Origin of the sequence: Novosphingobium mangrovi, assembly GCF_022818885.1 — a bacterium.
Classification (GTDB): Bacteria; Pseudomonadota; Alphaproteobacteria; order Sphingomonadales; family Sphingomonadaceae; genus Novosphingobium; species Novosphingobium mangrovi.
Genome location: NZ_JALHAT010000005.1, coordinates 15920 through 38279 on the forward strand (window position 1 = coordinate 15920; position 22360 = coordinate 38279).

The 22360-nt window shown below is 65.0% G+C and carries 22 protein-coding genes and 2 riboswitches; of the genes, 12 read left to right on the forward strand and 10 right to left on the reverse strand.

From position 1 onward, the window contains the following. Positions 1-6 precede the first annotated feature (6 nt). The 6 genes from MTR65_RS05260 to gcvPB all read left to right on the forward strand — a co-directional run bounded on the left by MTR65_RS05260 (position 7) and on the right by gcvPB (position 6819). Entirely contained in the window at positions 7-1167 is a 1161-nt protein-coding gene (locus MTR65_RS05260) for a deoxyguanosinetriphosphate triphosphohydrolase (protein ID WP_243798126.1), read from the forward strand. Beyond that, positions 1160-1861: an NAD(P)H-binding protein gene (locus MTR65_RS05265; RefSeq protein ID WP_243797848.1), complete on the forward strand. Its 702-nt coding sequence runs from the start codon at positions 1160-1162 to the stop codon at positions 1859-1861. Before MTR65_RS05260 ends, MTR65_RS05265 begins: the two co-directional genes overlap by 8 nt. 62 nt (positions 1862-1923) lie before the next feature. Further along, positions 1924-2044, forward strand: a riboswitch (glycine riboswitch). Further along, positions 2045-2172, forward strand: a riboswitch (glycine riboswitch). A gap of 44 nt (positions 2173-2216) precedes the next feature. Further along, on the forward strand, positions 2217-3365 hold the full coding sequence (gene gcvT, locus MTR65_RS05270) for a glycine cleavage system aminomethyltransferase GcvT (protein WP_243798128.1): 1149 nt from the start codon (positions 2217-2219) through the stop codon (positions 3363-3365). A 13-nt stretch (positions 3366-3378) separates the two neighbouring features. Further along, positions 3379-3750 carry a glycine cleavage system protein GcvH gene (gene gcvH, locus MTR65_RS05275; protein ID WP_039393152.1) on the forward strand — a complete coding sequence of 124 codons (372 nt, stop codon included), beginning with the start codon at positions 3379-3381 and terminating at the stop codon, positions 3748-3750. A 133-nt stretch (positions 3751-3883) separates the two neighbouring features. Then, a complete protein-coding gene (gene gcvPA / locus MTR65_RS05280) occupies positions 3884-5254 on the forward strand; it encodes an aminomethyl-transferring glycine dehydrogenase subunit GcvPA (RefSeq protein WP_243797851.1) in 1371 nt (456 codons plus the stop codon). Then, positions 5251-6819, forward strand: a complete 1569-nt coding sequence (gcvPB, locus tag MTR65_RS05285; RefSeq protein ID WP_243797854.1) for an aminomethyl-transferring glycine dehydrogenase subunit GcvPB — start codon at positions 5251-5253, stop codon at positions 6817-6819. The genes gcvPA and gcvPB overlap by 4 nt, the downstream gene beginning before the upstream one ends. A 94-nt stretch (positions 6820-6913) precedes the next feature. Here gcvPB and MTR65_RS05290 read toward each other — a convergent pair whose 3' ends face one another. From MTR65_RS05290 to MTR65_RS05300, 3 genes are all read right to left on the reverse strand, one after another. Continuing rightward, positions 6914-7045 carry an entericidin A/B family lipoprotein gene (locus tag MTR65_RS05290; protein WP_243797857.1) on the reverse strand — a complete coding sequence of 44 codons (132 nt, stop codon included), beginning with the start codon at positions 7043-7045 and terminating at the stop codon, positions 6914-6916. 163 nt (positions 7046-7208) lie between these two features. Continuing rightward, a complete protein-coding gene (locus MTR65_RS05295) occupies positions 7209-7340 on the reverse strand; it encodes an entericidin A/B family lipoprotein (protein ID WP_148627888.1) in 132 nt (43 codons plus the stop codon). A gap of 70 nt (positions 7341-7410) precedes the next feature. Further along, entirely contained in the window at positions 7411-8421 is a 1011-nt protein-coding gene (locus tag MTR65_RS05300) for a DMT family transporter (RefSeq protein WP_243797859.1), read from the reverse strand. Between the two features lie 44 nt (positions 8422-8465). Here MTR65_RS05300 and MTR65_RS05305 point away from each other — a divergent pair, with 44 nt between their 5' ends. Continuing rightward, positions 8466-8672, forward strand: a complete 207-nt coding sequence (locus MTR65_RS05305) for a hypothetical protein (protein WP_226636854.1) — start codon at positions 8466-8468, stop codon at positions 8670-8672. 77 nt (positions 8673-8749) lie between these two features. Further along, on the forward strand, positions 8750-10063 hold the full coding sequence (locus tag MTR65_RS05310; RefSeq protein ID WP_243797861.1) for a phospholipase A: 1314 nt from the start codon (positions 8750-8752) through the stop codon (positions 10061-10063). A 74-nt stretch (positions 10064-10137) separates the two neighbouring features. On the opposite strand, the gene MTR65_RS05315 is transcribed toward MTR65_RS05310, so the two are convergent. Next, complete coding sequence (locus tag MTR65_RS05315; protein WP_243798131.1) at positions 10138-11658, reverse strand: TadA family conjugal transfer-associated ATPase; 1521 nt, start codon at positions 11656-11658, stop codon at positions 10138-10140. A gap of 154 nt (positions 11659-11812) precedes the next feature. On the opposite strand from MTR65_RS05315, the gene MTR65_RS05320 reads away from it, so the two are divergent. Beyond that, positions 11813-12091, forward strand: coding sequence for an HNH endonuclease (locus MTR65_RS05320; RefSeq protein WP_243797863.1), 279 nt, complete (start codon positions 11813-11815; stop codon positions 12089-12091). Between the two features lie 242 nt (positions 12092-12333). Here the strand turns inward: MTR65_RS05320 and MTR65_RS05325 are convergent, their stop codons facing one another. From MTR65_RS05325 to MTR65_RS05350, 6 genes are all read right to left on the reverse strand, one after another. After that, entirely contained in the window at positions 12334-12591 is a 258-nt protein-coding gene (locus MTR65_RS05325; protein WP_039393165.1) for an ATP synthase F1 subunit epsilon, read from the reverse strand. Positions 12592-12718: 127 nt separating this feature from the next. Beyond that, positions 12719-14176, reverse strand: coding sequence for a F0F1 ATP synthase subunit beta (gene atpD, locus MTR65_RS05330; RefSeq protein ID WP_226636849.1), 1458 nt, complete (start codon positions 14174-14176; stop codon positions 12719-12721). A gap of 25 nt (positions 14177-14201) precedes the next feature. Beyond that, positions 14202-15083 carry a F0F1 ATP synthase subunit gamma gene (locus MTR65_RS05335; protein ID WP_226636847.1) on the reverse strand — a complete coding sequence of 294 codons (882 nt, stop codon included), beginning with the start codon at positions 15081-15083 and terminating at the stop codon, positions 14202-14204. A gap of 103 nt (positions 15084-15186) precedes the next feature. After that, on the reverse strand, positions 15187-16716 hold the full coding sequence (gene atpA, locus MTR65_RS05340; RefSeq protein ID WP_226636845.1) for a F0F1 ATP synthase subunit alpha: 1530 nt from the start codon (positions 16714-16716) through the stop codon (positions 15187-15189). Positions 16717-16730: 14 nt separating this feature from the next. Next, the gene (locus MTR65_RS05345; protein WP_148627881.1) at positions 16731-17285 is read right to left on the reverse strand and encodes a F0F1 ATP synthase subunit delta; all 555 of its coding nucleotides are present in this window, start codon (positions 17283-17285) and stop codon (positions 16731-16733) included. 540 nt (positions 17286-17825) lie between these two features. Further along, positions 17826-20003, reverse strand: coding sequence for a primosomal protein N' (locus MTR65_RS05350; RefSeq protein ID WP_243797865.1), 2178 nt, complete (start codon positions 20001-20003; stop codon positions 17826-17828). A gap of 48 nt (positions 20004-20051) precedes the next feature. Here MTR65_RS05350 and MTR65_RS05355 point away from each other — a divergent pair, with 48 nt between their 5' ends. The 3 genes from MTR65_RS05355 to MTR65_RS05365 all read left to right on the forward strand — a co-directional run bounded on the left by MTR65_RS05355 (position 20052) and on the right by MTR65_RS05365 (position 22227). Beyond that, positions 20052-20777 carry a DUF4197 family protein gene (locus MTR65_RS05355; protein ID WP_243797867.1) on the forward strand — a complete coding sequence of 242 codons (726 nt, stop codon included), beginning with the start codon at positions 20052-20054 and terminating at the stop codon, positions 20775-20777. Between the two features lie 181 nt (positions 20778-20958). Further along, entirely contained in the window at positions 20959-21609 is a 651-nt protein-coding gene (fsa, locus tag MTR65_RS05360) for a fructose-6-phosphate aldolase (RefSeq protein ID WP_039393175.1), read from the forward strand. Positions 21610-21957: 348 nt separating this feature from the next. Continuing rightward, the gene (locus tag MTR65_RS05365) at positions 21958-22227 is read left to right on the forward strand and encodes a hypothetical protein (protein WP_039393177.1); all 270 of its coding nucleotides are present in this window, start codon (positions 21958-21960) and stop codon (positions 22225-22227) included. The last annotated feature ends 133 nt before the right edge of the window (positions 22228-22360 follow it).

The following is a 22360-nucleotide window of genomic DNA, read 5'->3' on the forward strand; positions in this document are numbered from 1 at the left end:
TTCAGCCTGATGCTTGCACCTTACGCTTCCGATCCGGCCCGCTCGCGCGGCCGGGAATTCCCGATGGAAAACGGCCTCGCGCGGGGCGAGCGTAGTCCCTACCAGCGCGACCGCGACCGTATCATCCACTCGATCGCGTTCCGCCGCTTGCGCTACAAGACGCAGGTCTTCGTCGCGCCCGATGGGGACCACTACCGCGTGCGCCTGACTCACAGCCTGGAAGTCGCGCAGATCGCCCGCGTGATCGCGCGCATTCTGGGGCTTGATGAGGATCTGACCGAAGGTCTTGCGCTGGCGCATGACATTGGCCATCCGCCCTTCGGCCATGCGGGAGAGGAGGCGCTCGACGCCGCGCTCCACAAGGCGGGCGGCTTCGATCACAACGCCAACACGCTGCGCACGCTGATGCGGATCGACAGCCCCTATCCGCACCATGACGGGCTCAACCTGACGTGGGAGACGCTGGAGGGCCTGGCCAAGCACAACGGGCCTGTTGCCAACCCGAGCTGGGCGCTGCGCGAGCTTAACGCGGCCTACGACCTCGAACTGGGCACCCACGCTTCGCTCGAGGCGCAAGTGGCCGCGCTTTCGGATGATATCGCCTATGACAACCACGATATCGACGATGGCCTGCGCGCTGGGTTTCTGGACCTCGACGAACTGCTCGCACATCCCTTCATCGCGGCCAACTGGGGCGAAGTGGAGCGGCGCTACCCGGACATTTCACGCGAGCGCCAGCTGGCCGAACTGCTGCGCAGCCAGATTGGCACGATGGTCAACGACCTGATCGCGGAATCGCAAAAGCGTCTTGTCGGTGTCGAAAGCGTCGAGGAAGTCCGCGCCGCAGGGCGCCCGCTCATCGCCTTCTCCGCCGAGATGGAAGAGGGCGAGCGCGCCTTCAAACGCTTCATGTACGAGAAGCTCTATTACCATCCCGAACAGCTGGAGACGGCGAAGCGCGCCCGGGCGGTCCTGGCTGAGCTCTACGCCGCCTATTCGCAGGAACCCGTCCTCATGGACGAGAGCTGGATCGACACGCTCCCGCGCACCGAGCCCGAACGCAGCCGGCATATCGCGGATTACATCGCCGGCATGACCGACCGCTTCGCGATCACCTGCCACGAGAACATCTACGGCCGTACGCCTGCGGGCCTGCGCAATGTCTGACAAGGCCTGCGCGGCGGGCCCGGTCCGCCGCATCTGCCTGGTCGGGGCAAGCGGCCTTGTCGGACAGGCCGTGCTGGCCGAGGCGGTGGGACGCCAGGATCTTCGCATCATTGCCGTGGCGCGCGGGGAAGTGCCCATGCCCGACGGCGCGCGCATGGACGTCCTGACCGGATCGCTGGAAAGCTGGCCCGAACTCATCGCCGCCGCGCGCGCCGACGTGCTCGTATGCGCGCTGGGAACGACCTTCGCCAAGGCCGGCTCGCAGGAGGCGTTCCGTGCGGTCGACCGCGATCTGGTGGTCGATTGTGCGCAAGCGGCGCGTAGTGCCGGTATCGACCACATGATCGTCGTCTCCTCGGTCGGCGCGGAGCGGGGAAGCCGCAATTTCTACCTGTCGGTCAAGGGGGGAATGGAAGAGGCTTTGGGCAAGATGGCCTTTCGTCGCCTCGATATCCTGCGCCCCGGTTTGCTGCGCGGACATCGCGCGGAGCGGCGGCGGCTGGAGGGGGTCGGGCAGGTTCTTGCCCCGCTCGCCGATAGCCTCGTCCTGCACGGACGCTGGCGCCGCTTTCGCTCGATCCGCGCGCGCGATCTGGCGCGGGTGATCCTTGGTGTAGCGATGGAAAAGGCGCAGGGGCGCTTTGTTGCCGAGCACGATAATTTTCGCAGGGTATTACAAAAAATACCTGCTTAATTGTGCAATGCGGTGATGCCCGATTGACTTGGGCCCCCGGCTGAACCAATCGTGAGGCGATCGCTGGCAGCGCGGGAGAGACCTGCGTGATTCGCAATTGCTTATGGCCGTTGCGCATTACGAATAGGCGCCGAAGGAGCAACCGCCCCGGAAACTCTCAGGCAAAAGGACCGCGCCTGCTGATAGCGATACTCTGGAAAGTGTCGGGCCCGAAAGGGTCAGGCCGCCGACGGTGTAACCTCGACGATTGGTCCTTTTCGGGCCGCTTCGAAGGGGGAAAACTCTCAGGTTTCCGTGACAGAGGGGGCACCGAACTGGTGTGACCTGACTGTTGCGGAGCTATGCCTTGAGCGAAATTTCCGATTTTGAAAATGACCCCGACCTGGAGCCCATCGAGCCGGCCATCCTGCCGCTTGATGCCTGGCACCGGGACAAGGGCGCGCGGATGGTCGAATTTGCCGGCTACCCCATGCCCATCCAGTACGAGGGCATCCTCGCCGAGCACCTGTGGACGCGCGAGAGCGCGGGGCTGTTCGATGTCAGCCACATGGGCCAGCTGTACATCGCGCCGGCCGAAGGTGCCGAGATCGATGTCGAGGCCGCGCTGGAAGCCGCGCTCCCCATCGATCTGGCGACGTTGAAGACCGGCTCGGTCCGCTATTCGCTGCTGCTCGATGAAGAGGGGGGCATCCTCGATGACCTCATGGTGACGCGCTGGAACAGCGGGTTCTACCTCGTCGTCAATGGCGCGACCAAGTGGGACGACATCGGGACCCTGCGCGAGTACCTGCCCGACGAGGTGAACATCAATCACCTCGACGAGAGCGCGCTTCTGGCGCTGCAGGGCCCCAAGGCGGTCGACGCGCTGGCGCGCCACGCCAAGGGCGAGACCCCGCTCACCGAACTGAAGTTCATGAAGGGCGCGGCCTACACGCTTGGCGGCGTTGATGCCTGGATCAGCCGTTCGGGCTACACCGGCGAGGACGGCTTCGAGATCGCGATCCCGGGCGAAGAGGCGGCCAAGGTCGCGGACCTTCTCTGCGGTGAACCCGAGGTCAAGCCGATCGGCCTTGGCGCACGCGATTCGCTGCGTCTGGAAGCGGGCCTGCCGCTCTATGGCCACGACATGAGCCCCGAGCAGGGCGCGGTCGAGGCCGGGCTGATCTTCGGCGTCAACAAGCGCCGCCGCGCCGAAGGTGGCTTCCCCGGCGCCGCGCGTGTCCAGAAGGATCTGGCCGAGGGCACGCAGCGCCTGCGCATCGGCCTGGCGCTCGAAGGCCGCATGGCCGCCCGGGAAGGCGCCAAGGTCATGTCGGGCGACAGCGAAGTCGGTGTCGTTACTTCGGGCGGGTTCGCCCCGACCCTCCAGCACCCCATTGCCATGGCCTATGTCGACACCGCCCTCGCGGCGAACGGCACGGCCCTGCAGATCGAAATGCGTGGCAAGCGGCTCGACGCACGTGTCGTCGCGATGCCGTTTGTCCCCAACCGTTACGTCCGCTGAGGAGCTTGCACCCATGTCTGTTTACTATTCCGAAGATCACGAGTGGATCGAAGTCGAGGGCGACCTCGGCACCGTTGGCATCACCGATTACGCACAGGGCCAGCTGGGCGACATCACCTTTGTCGACCTGCCTGAAGAGGGCGCGACGGTCGCCAAGGGCGATTCCATTGCTGTCGTCGATTCCGTGAAGGCGGCAAGCGACGTCTACACCCCGGTTTCGGGTGAGATCGCCGAGACCAATGACGCGCTCGCCGACGAGCCCGAACTCGTCAACTCCGACCCGGAGGTCGGCGGCTGGCTGTTCCGCGTCAAGCTGGCCGACGCCAGCGAGCTCGAGGAGCTCATGGACGAGGCGGCCTACAAGAAGTTCGTCGCGGGTCTCTGATGCCGGTGGCCTCCCGCTCACACGAGGGGGAGGCCCTGGGACCGCAGCTTACGGACAGGGCTGCGGCCCCTTTCTGTGCGCCCCCGGCATGGCCCGGGCGTGCGCCTCCCTCTCATTCAGGAATGCAAGCCTGATGCGCTATCTCCCCCTTACGCCTGCCGACAGGTCCAGCATGCTGGAGACCGTCGGGGCCTCGTCGGTCGACGAGCTCTTTTGCGATGTGCCCGAAGCGGCGCGTCTTTCCGGCCCCATCGCGGGCCTGCCCATGCACGCCAGCGAAATGGCCGTGGAGCGCCACCTCGGCAAGCTCGCCGCGAAGAACCTCGATGCGGGCTCGGCCCCGTTCTTCCTGGGCGCGGGCGCCTATCGCCACCACGTGCCGGCCTCGGTCGATCACCTTATCCAGCGCGGCGAGTTCCTCACCGCCTACACCCCCTACCAGCCCGAAATCGCGCAAGGCACGCTGCAGGTTCTCTTCGAGTTCCAGACGCAGGTCGCGCGCATGTTCGGCACCGACATCGCCAACGCCTCGATGTACGACGGCTCGACCGCGTGCTGGGAAGCCATCCTGATGGCCGCGCGCGTGACCCGCAAGGGCAAGGCCGTGCTCTCGGGCGGCCTGCATCCGCACTACGGCGAAGTAGTGCGCACGATGGCCAAGTTCACCAAGGACGAGATCGTCAGCCTGACGCCGGAACTGTCCGCACAGACCGACGACGCGGCGGTGATCGCGGCCATTGATGAGACGACCTCCAGCGTGGTCGTCCAGTACCCGGACATCATGGGCCGCATTCCCGACCTTGAAGCCATCGCCGAAGCGGCCCACGCGGCCAAGGCGCTGCTGATCGTGGTCGTGACCGAGCCGGTCGCGCTGGGCCTGCTCGAAGCGCCGGGCCACCTTGGCGCGGACGTCGTGGTGGGCGAGGGTCAGTCGCTGGGCGTTGGCCTGCAGTTCGGCGGACCTTACCTGGGTCTCTTCGGTTGCCGCGAGAAGTTCGTACGCCAGATGCCCGGACGCCTGTGCGGCGAGACCGTCGATGCAGAGGGCAAGCGCGGTTTCGTGCTCACGCTCTCGACCCGCGAGCAGCACATCCGCCGCGAGAAGGCGACGAGCAACATCTGCACCAACTCGGGCCTGTGCGCGCTGGCTTTCAGCATTCACATGAGCCTTCTGGGCGGGGAAGGGCTGGAGCAGCTGGCCGCGATCAACCACGATCGCACGCAGGCTCTGGTCGAGCGCCTTACGCAGATCCCGGGCGTGTCGCTCCTGAGCGATGCCTACTTCAACGAGGTCACGCTGGTCCTGCCGCGCGATGCCCGCGAGGTTGTGCGCGAGCTGGCCGATAAGGGCATCCTGGGCGGTGTCTCGCTGGGCCGCCTGTTCCCCGAGCAGGCTGACCTCCACAAGGGTCTCCTCGTCACCGCGACCGAGACCGTCACCCTGGAAGATATCGAGGAATTCGCCGCCGGCCTTGCGGCGGTGCTGGAAGGAGAAGCGGCATGAGCGGTGTGAACACGGCAGGCTGGCGTCCCAGCATGAACGAAGTTGCCCCTGGCGACATGGCGCCCGCCACGCAGAGCGGCGACCGCGCGCTGATGCTGGAAGAAGCGCTGATCTTCGAACTGGGCTGCGAAGGCCAGACCGGCGTCGACATCGAGGCGCCGACCAAGGCCGTCTCGCCAGCGCTTTCGAAGTTCCGCCGCAAGGCCGCGCCCGCGCTGCCCGGCCTGTCCGAGCCCGAAGCGGTGCGCCACTACACGCGCCTCTCGCGCCAGAACTACGGCATCGACCTTGGCCCGTTCCCGCTCGGCTCGTGCACGATGAAGCACAACCCGCGCCTGAACGAGAAGATGGCGCGTCTGCCCGGCTTCGCCGATGTCCACCCGCTCCAGCCGCAGAAGACGGTCGAGGGCGCCCTCGAAGTGATCGAGCAGCTGGCCGACTGGCTGATGAAGTTGACCGGCATGGCGTCGGTCGCGATGAGCCCCAAGGCGGGCGCGCATGGCGAACTGTGCGGCCTCCTGTGCATCCGCGCCGCGCTCGATGCGCGTGGGGAGAGCCGTGAGATCGTTCTTGTTCCCGAAAGCGCGCACGGCACCAACCCGGCGACCGCTGCCTTCGCGGGCTTCAAGGTGCAGGCCATTCCGGCAACGCCCGAGGGCCGCGTCGATCTGGAAGCGCTCAAGGCCAAGCTGGGTCCGGACGTTGCGGGCGTGATGATCACCAACCCCAACACCTGCGGTCTGTTCGAACCGGACCTCAAGGAAATCGCGGACGCGGTCCACGCGGTGGGCGGCTACGTCTACTGTGACGGCGCGAATTTCAACGCCATCGTTGGGCGCGTGCGTCCGGGGGACCTGGGCGTCGATGCCATGCACATCAACCTGCACAAGACCTTCTCCACGCCCCACGGCGGCGGCGGTCCGGGCGCAGGTCCGGTGGTGCTGTCCGAAGCGCTCGCCCCTTATGCGCCGCTTCCCTTCGTGACGCGCGGCGAAGACGGCGAGGTTCACCTTGTCGAGGAAGAAAACCGCGGGGAAGGGCACGAACGTGCCTTTGGCCGCATGGTCGCCTTCCACGGCCAGATGGGCATGTTCACCCGCGCGCTGGCTTATATCCTCAGCCATGGTGCGGATGGCCTGAAGCAGGTGTCGGAAGATGCCGTGCTGAACGCCAATTACATCCTGCGCAGCCTTGAGGACGTACTCGAAGCACCCTTCGGCAAGAGCGGTCCGTGCATGCATGAGGCACTGTTCAGCGATGCGGGCCTGCCCGAGGGCATTTCCACGCTCGACATCGCCAAGGGCCTGATCGACGAGGGTTTCCACCCGATGACGGTCTACTTCCCGCTGGTGGTCAAGGGCGCGATGCTGATCGAGCCCACGGAGACGGAAAGCAAGCAGGGGCTCGACCGTTTCATTGCCTCGATGCGCAACCTTGCCCAGCGCGCGCAGGAGCAGGATGAGAGCCTGCACACCGCGCCCCACTTCGCGCCGCGCCGCCGTCTCGACGAGACCCGCGCCGCACGCAAGCCCGTGCTGGTCTGGAAGGGCGACGAAGCGGCCTGAGCGCTTCGCTTTGGCACACACGAATTCGGCCGCAGTCCTTTTCGGGATTGCGGCCGTTCTCGTATCTGGCGCTGGTGAAACGCCAAGGGCGCGTTCAGTTGATGGCGCGCTCGCCCGCCTGACCCACCGATTCCACGTCGCGGCCAAGGCCCTTGACGGTGTTGCAGGCGGCTAGGCCAGCCAGAAGGCCGAGGGCGGCGAGAAGGGTAAGCGATTTGCCGATCATTGCGGTCGATCTTTTCGTGGTGGATGGGACAACCTTCTTACGCGAAGCATTGCCGTCCTGCCAAGATAGACCTTCCCCGTTCGGCTTGGGGACGGCACCGGACCGCGCAGGCGTCCCTGCTGGAGGGAGGGGCGCCTGCACGGTCCGGAACTGCCGGGGTGGCTCAGTTGATGGCGTCGTCGCCTGCCTGGCCGACCGATTCAATGTCTTCGCCCGCGCCCTTGACGGTGTTGCACGCGCTCGCACCCAGGACGAGGCCGCTGGCAAGGAGGGCAAAGGTGAACTTCTTGATCATGGTGTCTTTTCCTTTTCGTGCCGCGAGGCCGCAAGCGGCCGGGTCGCAGGGAAAAACACGCAAACCATGATCAGGTTCCGGTGCGGGAGACAGGATCGTCCTCGGCGGCCTCTTCCAGAGCGCTGGCGTCGATCGCGGAGGCCGGGGAGACCCGGCGTGAAAGATAGTGCTCGCGCCACGTAATGATGAGGCCTGCCGCGATGATGAGCGGGGCCCCCAGCCAGGTCGTGTGCGGCGGCCAGCTGCCGAAGATGACAAGGCCGTAAGTCGTCGCCCAGATGAGCGAGACGTAGTCGATGACCACCACGGTCGCGACCGAGGCGTAGCGCAGCGAGGCGGCGATGAAGAACTGCCCGAGCGTGCCGGCAAGTCCCAGCGCGATCAGGATGAGGTAGACCTGCGGTTCGTGCCAGCGCCCGTAGAAGGGGAGGAACAGGCTGGCCCCCAGCATCCCGAAAAGCGCGAACCAGAACACCATCGAGATCGGCGTGTCGGTGCGCGCAAGGTCGCGGATCTGGAAGCTGACCGTGGCAACGATGATCCCGGCGCCAAGGCCTGCCGCGACACCCAGCACCGGCACGTTGGCGATCTCGCCAGGCCCTGCGATCACGAGGACTCCGGCAAACCCGGCGATCACCGCAGTCCAGCGCCAGCGTCCGACATGCTCGCGCAGGATCAGCGCGGTGATGAGGACGGCGAAGAGCGGGGCCGTGAAGCCCAGTGTCGTGGCTACGGGCAGGGGAAGCAGGGTGGAGGCGGCAATGTTGCAGAACAGGCCCGCCGTCCCGACCGCCGCGCGGCCCGCGTGGGCCAGCGGACGGCGCGTGCCCAGCTTGCCGAACTGCCCCGTGAAATAGAGCGCCCCTGCAATGAGCGGCACGCTGATCGCCTGGCGCCAGAACATCAGCTCGGGCATCGAGACCCCATAGGTCCCGGCAAGCTTGATCAGCATGAACATCGTTGCCAGCGCCAGCGTGGCGCCCAGACGCAGCGAAATCGCCAGCAAAGGGTTGTGCGGGCGCTCGGCAGGAGCGGGGGGCGTCTTGGCGCTGGTTGCGGGCATGTCTGGGGAAGAGGTCACGAAGCCGCTTTAACTCCTGCGCGCTTCGGGGCAAGGGCAGGGGTATGGAACCGACCGATCAGATCATGGTGACGTGCGGTGCGGTGCTTGCCGTGCTGGCGCTGGTGGCAACACTGGCCGAGCGGCGACGCCTGCGGCGAACCGATCTCGACCGCGTGGGTTTCATGCCATGGAACGCGATCTTCCTTTTTGCGTTTCTGGGAGCTGTGCTGCTGATCGGTGTCGGTGGTCGCCACTGGCTGGGTGTCTAGCCAGAACGCGACGCGACACGGATTGCAGACAGGGAGCAAGCCCGTTCACAGGGGCGCTATCGGGTGACACGATCAAGATGACTTTTGCACGCAACCGGGCCGGTTGGCTCCGGACAGGCGCCGTCCTGCCGCTGGGCGCTCTAGCCCTCGCTCTTTCGCATGGCTCGGCCTGGGCTCAGGATCAGGCACCGGATGCGCCGCGCCTGCTCGTCGCGCAGATGGCGCCCACGCAGGACGAGGCCACCATCGAAATCGAGGTCGTAGCGCTCCCTGATCGAGCCGCATCCGCAGCCGTACCCGATCATCTGGAGGCGATCCTGACGGTGGGTATGCAGCGGGTTCCCGCAACGATCACGTGCGCTCCTGTGGCAAGCGGTGAAGCGGTCCCGGCCAGTCTCGCCACGCGCCAGTGCCAGCTGCGCCTGCCCAACGCGGTGACAGCGAGCGAGCAGGCAAGCGAAAGCGCTTCGATCTCGCTCAGCCTGGACGAGGGCGCGGCCTCGCCCCACTATCTCGTGCCCAGCCGCGCCGAGCGTCTCGCCGTGGCTGCCCCCGCAGTGGACCCGGCTGGCGAGGACACGGCCATCGCAGCGGCGCCCGAGGCGAAGCAGGCCGAGACCGGGATCGTGCTCGCGCCCAGCGAAGTCCCCTCGGCGAAGGGCGAGCGGGGCAATGCCTTCCTCGACAACCTCTCCGCCTACGGTCCGATCTATGCGGCCTATGGCCCCGGCACCAACAGCGAGGGCCGCATCCAGATCAGCTTCAAGTACCAGCTGTTCGGGGACCCGGGCGACGTTGGACTGGGCGCGCCCTTCGCCAACGGACTGCACTTTGCCTACACCCAGCGCATGTTCTGGGACCTGGGCGCGGATTCCTCGCCTTTCCGCAATATCGATTTCATGCCCGAGATCTTCTACCTGCAGCCCGCCGTCAAAGTGGGCGATGGGCTGTCGCTGGGCGGGCAGGTGGGCCTTCGCCACGAATCCAATGGCCGCGACGGCGATGCCTCGCGCAGCGCGAACACGGTCTACATCCAGCCGGTGGCCTCCGTGGAAGCGGGCGACTACACGGTGTCGTTCGGACCGCGCCTGTTCTTCTACGTGGGCGATCTTTCGGACAACCCGGATATCCGCCACTACCGGGGTTCGACCGGCCTCTTTGCCGAGATCGGCAAGCCTGATGGCCTGCGTCTCACCACGACCAGCCGCCTCAACTTTTCTTCGGGTAAGGGCGCGGTCGAAGGGGAGCTGTCCTATCCCATGGACAACATCATCGACACCGGGCTCAACCTCTACCTCTTCGGACAGGCCTTTGCGGGCTACGGCGAGAACCTGCTCGACTACAACCGCAAGGTCACACGTCTGCGCTTCGGTGTCTCCATCGTGCGCTGATACGGCGCGGATACGACAGGGCCCCGCCGGCACGAGGCTGGCGGGGCCCTGACGATTGCCTCGTGGGCGCGGGTCTAGAGGCAGGCCTCCAGATAGGCCTGGTCGAAGCCGAACTGGCGCGCCTTTTCCAGCGTGTAGGGGCGCAGGCCCGAGGCGCGGAACTCGCCGACGATCTTGCCGTCGTCGGTCTCGTCCAGATACTCGAACTTGAAGAGTTCCTGGGTGACGATGACGTCGCCTTCCATGCCGATCACCTCGGTGATGTTGGTGGTGCGGCGCGAACCGTCGCGCAGGCGCTTGACCTGGACGATGATGTCGACGGATTCGGCGATCTGGCGGCTGATCGCTTCCTTGGGAATCTTGATGTCGCCCATCAGGATCATGTTTTCCATACGCCCCAGACACTCGCGCGGCGAGTTGGCGTGGAGGGTACACATCGAGCCATCGTGACCGGTGTTCATGGCGGCGAGAAGGTCGAAACATTCCGCGCCGCGAATTTCGCCCAGAATGATGCGGTCCGGGCGCATACGCAGGGCGTTCTTGACGAGGTCGCCGATGGTGATGGCGCCTTGGCCCTCCAGGTTCGGCGGGCGGGTTTCGAGCGGCAGCCAGTGCGGCTGCTGAAGACGAAGTTCGGCGGCGTCCTCGATGGTCAGCACGCGCTCGCCCGGATCGATCATCTTGGACAGGGCGTTGAGCATGGTTGTCTTGCCCGAACCGGTACCGCCCGAGATGACCACGTTCATGCGGCACGCGCCTGCGATCTTGAGCGCGGTCGCCATCTTGTCCGACATCGAGCCGAAGTCGCGCAGCATGTCGATCGTGATCGGCTTCTCGGAGAACTTACGAATCGAGATCGCGGTGCCGCGCAGGCTGAGCGGCGGGACGATCACGTTGACACGGCTGCCGTCCTTGAGGCGGGCGTCGGCCAGCGGCGTGGTCTGGTCAACACGGCGGCCGACCTGGTTCACGATGCGCTGGGCGATCTGGAAGAGGTGCTGTTCGTCGCGGAACTTGGTCCCGGCCAGCTGCAGTTTGCCCTTCTTTTCGATGTAGGTCTGGTTGGGGCCGTTGACCATGATATCCGAGACATCGGGGTCGTTGAGAAGCTCCTCCAGCGGTCCGAAGCCGAGCAGCTCGTCGATCAGCACCTTCTCGAGCGCGAACTGCTCGCGCCGGTTGAAGGTGATCTTCAGTTCGGCGAGCACCTCGACGATGATCGGCCGGAATTCCTCGGAGAGTTCGTCCTTGGTGAGCGTCGCGGCCGCCTCGGGATCGACACGTTCGAGAAGGCGGGGAAGGACCTGCTCCTTGATCTTGTGGATCGAGGCCTCGAAGCTGTCCTGCTCCTGGTTCTCGTGCACGGCGTTGGCGCGATCCGCAAGCCGCGACATTGCATCTTCGCGCGAATTGGGATTGCCCGGAGCCTTCTCGGCTGCAGGGGCGGACGGGGCATCGTTGCCCGGCACGGGTGCGGAACCGGGAGCCGGGGCCTGCTGATCCTTGGCGCCTGCTCCGCCCTTCAGGGGTTTGGCCACCCCGAAAGCTGGACGCGTACCCTGTCCGATCCCACTGCGCCGCCCGAATGCCGTCATCGTATCGTCAACCCTAGTATCCATGGCCCGGTCTGGCGCCGGGCGAATTTCCATGTTTCAGGTGGGAGATTAAGGTTGAAACTTTGATAACTCCCTAATGCGTCGAGGGAAGAGAGGGGCTGGCAAGGCGCGCGCCGATCCCTAGATTGGGGGCATGGACGACGCGGAGAAGACCTGCTGGCTGTGCCTGCGCGAACTGGGACGAAAGGTGGAATGGCACCACCCGGTTCCCAAGAGCCGGGGAGGGCGTGCGACACGGCCCGTCCATCCGATCTGCCACCGCACGTTGCACGTGACGTTCAGCAACGCCGAGCTCGCGCGGATCGGTGAGGACGTCGAGGCGCTGCGCGGCCAGGCCGAGATTGCACGCTTCCTGGCCTGGATCGGGAACAAGCCTTCCGATTTTCACGCGCCGACGCGGCGGAAGAAGTGAGGTGGGGTGGGCTACACCAAATCAAAAAAGACAGTTCCGAGGGCCATCGCCCTCGGGCTCCCCAAACTGTCTGGGGCAGGTTTCTCACGCAGCCTTGGTTGGTAAGCGGGAGGTCGCCCATATCGGGGGCAAGGGGCTATGGCTCCTTGGAAACTTCCGGCTTCTGCACTGGATACGAAAAGGGCGCCGCCGGAGGTCCGGGGCGCCCTTTTCGTGTAAGATGGCGAGGTGATCGCGAAGGATCAGTTCTCGACGTGTTCGGCCAGGACGGTCAGGCCCTTGTCGCCGACTTCGGCAAAGCCGCCCGAGATCACGATCTCTTCGGGAATGCCGTTCTCGGTCTTGTAGACCTTGATCGCGCCATCGGCGACGGTCGACATGAAGGGGGCGTGACCGGCAAGAACACCGAACTCACCTTCGGTGCCGGGGACGACGACCATGTGGACGTCCTCCGAGCGAACGAGCTTCGCCGGCGTCACGAGTTCGAAATGCAGTGCCATGTTGCGTTTCCTTGCGCTTGGAAGAGGGCCCGAGGGGCGGGAATGGCCCTGTCGGGCATGCCTTCAGGAAGAGGCCGGGCCCGGCACCTGAACCTTGCGGAACGGTGCCGGGCTCCGAACGAATTCCTTAGGCGTCTTCTGCCAGCTTCTTCGCCTTGGCAACCGCTTCCTCGATGCCGCCGACCATGTAGAAGGCCGCTTCGGGGAGGTGGTCGTATTCGCCTTCGACGACGGCCTTGAACGACTTCACGGTGTCTTCGAGCTGGACGAACTTGCCCGAGATGCCGGTGAAGACCTCGGCGACGTGGAACGGCTGCGAGAGGAAGCGCTGGATCTTACGGGCGCGGGCGACCGTCAGCTTGTCCTCTTCCGAGAGCTCGTCCATGCCGAGAATGGCGATGATGTCCTGCAGCGACTTGTACTTCTGCAGGATTTCCTGGACGGCGCGGGCGGTCTCGTAGTGCTCGTTGCCGACAACGCGCGGTTCGAGAACGCGGCTGGTCGAGTCGAGCGGGTCAACGGCCGGGTAGATGCCCAGCTCCGAGATCGCACGGTTCAGCGTGGTCGTCGCGTCAAGGTGGGCGAACGAGGTAGCCGGAGCCGGGTCGGTAAGGTCGTCCGCGGGGACGTAGATGGCCTGGACCGAGGTGATCGAGCCCTTGGTCGTCGAGGTGATGCGCTCCTGCAGCTGGCCCATGTCGGTCGACAGGGTCGGCTGGTAGCCCACGGCCGAAGGAATACGGCCAAGCAGAGCCGACACTTCGGCGCCGGCCTGGGTGAAGCGGAAGATGTTGTCGACGAAGAAGAGAACGTCCTGGCCTTCCTGGTCACGGAAGTACTCGGCCATGGTCAGGCCCGAGAGCGCGACGCGGGCACGGGCGCCCGGGGGCTCGTTCATCTGACCGAAGACGAGGGCGACCTTCGAACCGTCGGAGATCGCGTTGCCTTCGGCGTCCTTGGCGATAACGCCGGCGTCGAGGAACTCGTGGTAGAGGTCGTTACCTTCACGGGTACGCTCACCCACACCGGCGAACACGGACACGCCGCCGTGGCCCTTCGCGATGTTGTTGATGAGCTCCTGGATGAGCACGGTCTTGCCCACGCCTGCGCCGCCGAACAGGCCGATCTTGCCGCCCTTGGCGTAGGGAGCGAGAAGGTCGATGACCTTGATGCCCGTCACGAGGATGGCCGCTTCGGTCGACTGCTCGATGAACGGGGGCGCTTCGGCGTGGATCGCCGAGTGCATGTCCGAACCGATCGGGCCGCGTTCGTCGATGGGATCGCCCACGACGTTCATGATGCGGCCGAGCGTCTTGGGGCCGACCGGCACCGAGATCTGCTTGCCGGTCGAGGTCACGTCCTGACCGCGGGTGAGGCCGTCGGTGCCGTCCATGGCGATGGTGCGCACGGTGTTCTCACCGAGGTGCTGCGCGACTTCGAGAACCAGCTTCTGGCCGTTGTTCTCGGTCTCGAGCGCGGTGAGGATGGGGGGCAGCTCGCCTTCGAAGATGACGTCGACGACGGCGCCGATGACCTGGCTGATCTTGCCAGCGGTAGTCTGGTTAAGCACGGGTGCAGTGGCCATTTGAGGTTTCCTTGCCTGCGATGTCTTAGAGCGCTTCCGCGCCCGCGATAATTTCAACGAGTTCGGTGGTGATCGCGGCCTGGCGGCTGCGGTTGTACTGGATGGTCAGCTTCTGGATCAGGTCGCCCGCGTTGCGCGTGGCGTTGTCCATGGCCGTCATCGACGCACCCTGTTCGGATGCGGCGTTCTCCAGCAGGGCACCGAAGAGCTGGGTCTTGAGGTAACGCGGCAGCAGCGCGGCGAGGATTTCTTCCTCTTCCGGCTCATACTCGGTCACCGCGTCCTGACCGGCCGTCGCAGCGGCAGCCTCAGGCGTGGGAACGGGGATGATCTGCTGACCGGTCGGCTCCTGAACCAGCGCCGAGCGGAACTTCGCGAAGAACAGATGCGCGACGTCGAACTTGCCCTTTTCGTAGAGGGCAACCAGTTCGTCCGCGATCTGTTCGGCTTCGTTGAAGCCGGGATTGCGCACGTCGGTCGTGTCGAACATGTGCTCGATCTGCTTGGGGAATTCGCGCTTGATCACCGCGCGGCCCTTGCGGCCCACGAGGTAGAACAGCACGGTCTTGCCTTCGGCTTCGAGCTTGCGGGCCTTCTGGACCGCCGCCTTCACGATGTTCGAGTTGAACGCGCCGCACAGACCCTTGTCCGAGTTGGCGACGACAAGGAGATGAACCTGGTCGCTGCCGGTCCCAGCCAGGAGCTTGGGGCTGTTCTCGCTGATCGTGACCTTGCTCGCGAGCGAGCCCATCACCTCGGCGAGGCGAGCGGCATAGGGGCGCGCCTGTTCGGCGGCTTCCTGTGCCTTGCGCAGCTTGGCCGCGGCGACCATCTGCTTGGCCTTCGTGATCTTCTGGGTCGACTTGACCGAGTTGATCCGGCCCTTGAGTTCCTTGAGCGATGCCACTCAATTTTCTCCATTCGTCATCCCGGACAAAGCCGGGATCGTGTGCGGCAGGACTTGCGTCGTGCCGGGTGCGGCCCCGGCTTTCACCGGGGCGACGCAGGGCTTACGCGAAGGTCTTGGCGAACTTGTCGAGCGCGGCGACGGTCTTGTCCTTCACCTCGCCCTCGAACTTCTTGCTCTCGCGAATCTCGGCCAGAACCTCGGCGTGCTCCGAACGCATGAAGCTGAGCATCTCGGCTTCGTAGCGGACCACGTCCGACACCGCGACGGTGTCGAGGTAGCCGTTGGTGCCCGCGAAGATCGACACGGTCTGCTCTTCGAACGGGAGCGGCGAGAACTGGGGCTGCTTGAGCAGCTCGGTCAGGCGCGCACCGCGGTTGAGGAGCTTCTGGGTCGAGGCGTCGAGGTCCGAACCGAACTGCGCGAAGGCCGCCATTTCGCGGTACTGCGCGAGCTCGAGCTTGATCGAGCCGGCAACCTTCTTCATCGCCTTGGTCTGGGCCGAACCGCCGACGCGGCTGACCGACAGACCGACGTTGATGGCCGGACGCACGCCCTGATAGAACAGACCGGTTTCAAGGAAGATCTGGCCGTCGGTGATCGAGATCACGTTGGTCGGAATGTAGGCCGAGACGTCGCCTGCCTGGGTCTCGATGATCGGCAGCGCGGTCAGCGAGCCGGCACCCATCTCGTCGCTCATCTTCGCAGCGCGCTCAAGGAGACGGCTGTGGAGGTAGAACACGTCGCCGGGGTACGCTTCGCGGCCCGGGGGACGGCGAAGGAGCAGCGACATCTGACGGTAGGCAACGGCCTGCTTGGAAAGGTCGTCGTACACGATCACGGCGTGCATGCCGTTGTCGCGGAAGAACTCACCCATCGCGGCGCCGGTGTAGGGCGCGAGGTACTGCAGCGGGGCGGGCTCCGAAGCGGTCGCGGCGATGACGATGGAGTATTCCATCGCGCCGTTCTCTTCGAGCTGACGCACGATCTGCGCAACGGTCGAGCGCTTCTGGCCGACGGCGACGTAGATGCAGTAGAGCTTCTTGCCTTCGTCGTCGCTCTGGTTCGGACCCTTCTGGTTGATGAAGGTGTCGATGGCGACGGCGGTCTTGCCGGTCTGACGGTCACCGATGATCAGCTCGCGCTGGCCACGGCCGACGGGAACGAGGGCGTCGATGGCCTTGAGGCCGGTCTGCACGGGCTCGTGCACCGACTTGCGCGGGATGATGCCCGGAGCCTTCGATTCCACGCGGCGGCGCTCGGTGTACTCGATCGGGCCCTTGCCATCGATCGGGTTGCCCAGCGCGTCGACGACGCGGCCCAGAAGGCCCTTGCCGGTCGGCACGTCGACGATGGTGCCGGTGCGCTTGACGGTGTCGCCTTCCTTGATCTCGGCGTCCGAGCCGAAGATCACGACGCCGACGTTGTCGGCTTCGAGGTTGAGCGCCATGCCCTGGATGCCGTTGGCGAATTCGACCATTTCACCAGCCTGGCACTGGTCGAGGCCATGAATGCGGGCAATACCGTCACCGACGGAGAGCACCTTGCCCACTTCCGAAACCTGAGCTTCGGTGCCGAAGTTGGCAATCTGGTCCTTGATGACCTTCGAGATTTCTGCTGCGCGGATATCCATTCTAATGCCTTTCTTCAGCCCTTCATGGCCTGGGCGAGCGAATTGAGACGGGTGCGGATCGAGCTGTCAATACGCTTCGAACCGATCGTGACGACAAGGCCGCCAAGAAGGTCCGGATCGACGCTCGTCTTGATTTTTACGTTGCGGCCTTCGCGCGCTTCCAGCTTCTGGCGAAGCTGCTCGACCTGCAGGTCGTCGAGCGCATGGGCCGAAGTGACTTCGGCCGTTGCCTCGCCGCGCTGCGCAGCGGCAATCGCGCTGAAGGCCCGGATGATTTCGGGCAGGGCCGAGAGGCGACGGTTGTCCGCCAGCACGCCCAGGAAGTTTTTGCTCACCGGGGACAGGCCCAGGATGTCGGCCACGGCGTCCATCGCCTTGGCGGCATCCTTGCGGCTGACTTCGGGATTCCGAATCAGGCCGGCGAGGTCCTCGTTCTCGGCAATCGCCTGAGCGGTCTTGTCGAGGTCGCTTTCGACTGTCGTTACGGTGCCGTTTTCGCTGGCAAGTTCGAACAGCGCCGAAGCGTACCGTCCTTGCAAGCTGGCCTTGATTCCGCCGGAGTTCTCCACGCGTGTCCTATCCTTACATCGGGTGGGCTGAGGCACTGAACGGGGAACCTGTTGTGCACGTCCCCCCGGCCTGCAGACGGGGCGCGCATAGCGACGATAATGCGACTATGCAAGGCACCCCGGCACACGAGCCCACGTTGATGTGGGAACTTAGCCGCAGTTACTGCAAAAGGGTAGCGTTCACAGTAGTCGGTGCAGTCTTGTGCGTGGGCGATATCCAATTTCCGCTGCGATGCCGTTCAGCGCTCTGGAAATTCTAGGGAATTACACGGTGGTGCGTGCCAATTCGTTGGCAGGCTTTTTGAATTTCGTTGCCGGTTTGGTGGGGGCGGCGTGCCGCAAGTTGCAAATTGCGGCGCGCGGCGCGCAACTTCGCATATGGCAACATTATCCTTTCGTCTGGGGTGCGGGCTAGGTTCCTTGGGGAATCGACTGAATGCCAGATGAACATGGCGTCCTGGACCGCTTGGGACGGTGCGGTGCGTTCATTCGGTCTGCAAAATCGCGACCTGTTCGTTCGTCGGAGACTCGCCGTGCCGGTCAGACGAAGCTGTAGGGGTCGACGTCGACGTGGACGCGCACACCCTTGGGGAAGTTGAGGGGGCCGAGCCAGGCGCGCACGATCTTTTGTAGTTGGGCCGAGCGGCGCGCGTTGATGAGAAGGCGAAAGCGATGCCGTCCGCGCAGAAGCGATAGGGGGGCAGGGGCAGGGCCCAGGACCAGCATGTCGGGCAGGTCGGGTGCGGTGCCGCCGATGGCGCGGGCCGCATCGCGCGCTTCGGCCATGTCCTCGGAGGAGACGATGATCGCGGCCCAGCGTCCGAAGGGAGGAGCGCCTGCGTCGCGGCGAGCTTCGGTCTCGGCGTCGTAGAAGGCGTCGCGGTCGCCTGCGGCCAGCGCGGCGATGACCGGAGCTTCAGGGTGGCGCGTCTGGATGAGCACTTCGCCCGGCTTCTCACCGCGTCCGGCACGCCCTGCAACCTGGGCGACCTGCTGGTAGGTGCGCTCGGCCGCGCGCAGGTCTCCGCCTTCGAGGCCAAGGTCGGCATCGATCACGCCGACCAGCGTCAGGTCGGGGAAGTGGTAGCCCTTGGTCACGAGCTGCGTGCCCACGATCACGTCGATGGCCTTGTTCTCGGCCTTGGCAACGAACTCGGCGATGGCTTCGGGGCTGTTCATCGTGTCCGAGGTGATGAGCGCGACGCGCGCTTCGGGGAAGATCTCGGCGACCTCGTCGGCAATGCGTTCGACGCCAGGGCCGCAGGCAACGAGGCAATCCTTCGCGCTGCATTCCGGGCAGGCGTCGGGAACGGGCTCTTCGTGGCCGCAATGGTGGCAGGCGAGGCGCTGGCTGAAGCGGTGCTCGACCAGCCAGGCGGTGCAGTGGCTGCACTGGAAGCGGTGGCCGCAGTTGCGGCACAAGGTGAGCGGGGCATAGCCGCGCCGGTTGAGGAACAGCAGCGACTGTTCGCCGCGTTCCAGCCGGGCCTGCATCTGCGCGACGAGGGGCTTGGCGATCCAGCGACCCTTGTCGGGAACGTCCTTGCGCAGATCGAGGATCTGGATGTCGGGTAGCTGCGCGCCGCCAAAGCGGGCCGGGAGTTCGATCTTGGTGTAGATGCCCGCTTCGGCGAGCTGCATTGATTCCAGAGCCGGCGTCGCGCTCGCCAGGATGATCGGTGCCTTCTCGTAGCGCGCGCGTATGACGGCGACGTCGCGTGCGTTGTAGCGCACGCCTTCGTCCTGCTTGAACGAGACTTCGTGCGCTTCATCGACAATGATGAGGCCAAGGCGCGCATAAGGCAGGAACAGCGCCGAGCGGGCGCCGACAACGACCTGCGCGCCGCCGTTGGCCGCACCCTTGACGATGGCGCGCCAGGCGCGGCGGCGCTCGCTGGCCTTCAAGGAGGAGTGCCACTGGATCGGGGCAACGCCGAAGCGTTCCTCGAAGCGGCGCAGGAAGTTTTCGGTGAGCGCGATTTCGGGGAGGAGGACAAGGACCTGCTTGCCGTCCTCGATGGCGGCGGCGACCGCTTCGAAGTAGGTCTCGGTCTTGCCCGAGCCGGTGACCCCGTCGAGGAGGAAGGGGGCGAATTCATTGGCCTTCACCGCGTCCACGAAGGTATCTGCGGCCTTGCGCTGGTCGTCGCTGAGCGTGGGCGCGTTATGCTGCGGATTGGCGGGCGGGTAGGGCTTGTCGAGATCGACCGTAATTGCTTCGAGCAGGCCCGCCCCGACCATGCCGCGCAAAACCCCCTCGGAGACCGAGGCGAGTTCGGCGAGTTCGCGGATCGAGGCCTGCTCTCCATGCAGCGCATCCATTGCAGCGGCGCGCTGGGGGGTGAGGCGCTTGGGTTCCACTCCTGTCAGGCGGTACTCGGTGGTCGTGCCGCCCCCGCGCAGCGCGGCCATTGAGCCGAGCGCCATGCGCGCGACCGCAGAGAGCGGCGCGCAATAATAGTCGGCCGTCCACTCGATCAGTCGGCGCAGTTCGGCCTTGAGCGGAGGGACGGGCAGGACTTCGAGGATCGGGCGCAGCTTGGCCTCGGGCACGTCCTGGGCTTCCAGGCGCTCGGGCTCCCAGGCAATGCCCAGGATCTGGCGCGGCCCGAGCGGCGCGATCACGATGGAGCCGGGTTCCACCTGCATCCCCTCGGGCACGCGGTAATCGAGAACGCCGAGTGCGGCATTGAAAACTAGGAGTCGAACACGGAGCATTGCCCGTGCATATAGGCACTTGAAGTGAGGCTCGGGAAGGAGTGGGTAATGCGTAGTTGGGGAATGCAGTCCAAGGGCACGGTGGTACGCGGTGCAGCGATGGGCCTGAACCGGCGCGATGTGCTGGCGGGCGGCGCTGCTGTGGTCGCGCTGTCTGTGCTGGGTGGTGGGCTGCTGGGAAGTCAGAGCGCACAGGCGGCGGTCGCCCCCGATCAGCGGGCCGATGTCGTGCGCCACCTCTTGGCCGCAGCGGCCAAGGAGGCCATCGCGATCCTGACGAAATCGGAAGGGTTCTGGAACAGCTCGGTCGCCCGGGTTGGCCTGCCGGAAATCTTCAAGTCGCAGCCAAGTCTGAGCGAAACGCAGAAGAGCGCGCTCATGTACGAGCAGAACCGTCTTGCCGAGGAAGCCGTTCGCGAGGTGGCACCGCGTGCGCGTGCGCCGATCGCGAAACTGGAGGTGCCCGATACGGACGAAATTCTGGGCGGCTCGTTCACGGCCGCGACGTCCTACCTGCGTGCGCAGGTCGGGATGGGGCTGATCGAGGCGATGACGCCTATTCTTGTCGCCATCCTGAAGAAGCACGACGATTCGTACACGATGAAAGTCGTGAACTCCCTGCCGGAGGTCACTCTCGCGCAAGCGGCCGCGGCCATGGCCGTCGAGGCGGACAACGCGATCTGGTATGAAGTCGGCGTTCAGGAAGCGAGCCTGCGCCGCGATCCCGAGCCGAGTGGCGATCCTCTGCTCATATCGGCCTTCGGCGACGCGTGACCGGAGCTTGCGTGGCGGAAGCGGGCGCCAGATGACCGGGGCGGTCGCTGGCGGGTGTCTTCGGTCGCGTGGCTCGGGAGAGTCTGGTCCGATGCGAAAGCTGCGCCTATAGGGGCGCCAGATTCGCATCCGGCCCGCACCGGGGCCGTCCCCCAGCTTCAACCCAGTTCAGGAACCCGCCATGAAGTTCTTCGTCGACACCGCCGAAATCGCCGACATCAAGGAAATGGCCGACACCGGCCTCCTCGATGGCGTTACCACCAACCCTTCGCTGATCGCCAAGTCGGGCCGTGACTTCATGGAAGTCACCAAGGAGATCTGCGAGCTCGTCGATGGCCCGGTCAGCGCCGAAGTCGTCGCGCTCGACCACGCAGGCATGATGCGTGAGGCCGAAATCCTGCGCAAGATCGCCGACAACGTGTGCATCAAGGTGCCGCTCACCGTCGATGGTCTCAAGACCTGCAAGGCGCTGAGCAGCGAAGGCACGATGGTCAACGTCACGCTGTGCTTCTCGGCCAACCAGGCGCTGCTTGCCGCCAAGGCGGGCGCCTCGTTCATCTCGCCCTTCATCGGCCGTCACGACGACAATGGCTTCGATGGCATCCAGCTGATCGAAGATATCCGTCTCATCTACGACAACTACGCTTTCGAGACCGAGATCCTCGCCGCCTCGATCCGTCACCCGATCCACCTGCTGCAGTGCGCCAAGATCGGTGCGGACGTTGCGACGATGCCGCCGTCGGTCATCAAGAACCTGTTCAAGCACGTTCTGACCGAAAAGGGTATCGAAGGCTTCCTCGCCGATTGGGCGAAGACCGGTCAGTCGATCTGATGGTTTGACTTGATGATTACTTCTGGCGAAAGCGAGAGGTGATGTGAATACGCCGCTGCGCCTGTTTTAATACGGTGCGGCGGCGTTTTTTATTTTGTGGATTAGTTTGTTGGGTGCGTGGGTGTGTTGCTTTTGCAACACGTCCGGGCGCCCCGAAATCGTTAAAATTTTGAATTCGGGCACTTTTGGTTTTTCCCGGCCGAACTGCTCCATTCCTGAACGGGTTTCTCCTCAGTATCCCCGATTCCTGCGCCCTCAAGCTGTGGTATCCTGCCCGCACACCCTGGATTGATTCGCATCGATCAAGGGGCGGGGCGGCGAGATGCGCCGTCAGGTGAGGAGAGTTCAATGGCGCGAACAATCGAGGCCTACGTTGATGACCGTGGGCATCTTCATACTTCTCCATCGACGGCTGTTGTCGCCGATATTGCCGCCATACTTGGTCGCGTGGGCGACGAGGGCGGGCTGACCAGCGGCGTGGCCGCCTTGATCCTGGAAAAGCGCGAGGCCATCGAAAAGGCCTTCGCCGATTTCGACAAGCTCACGGCCAACGGCGGCGAAGTGATCGACGCGAGCGACCGTCTGCGCTGGAAGGCATCGGGCGACAAGTCACTCTGAGGCGAAGTTTTCGCCACGCGGTCTGAAGCTCCCGGCGTTCTGTTCGGGCGGGGCGGTTGGCCGCGGGCAGAGACGGGCCGGGACGCTCAACGCGTTCCCGGCTCTTGCGTCCTTGTCCGGACGGGTTTGCGGC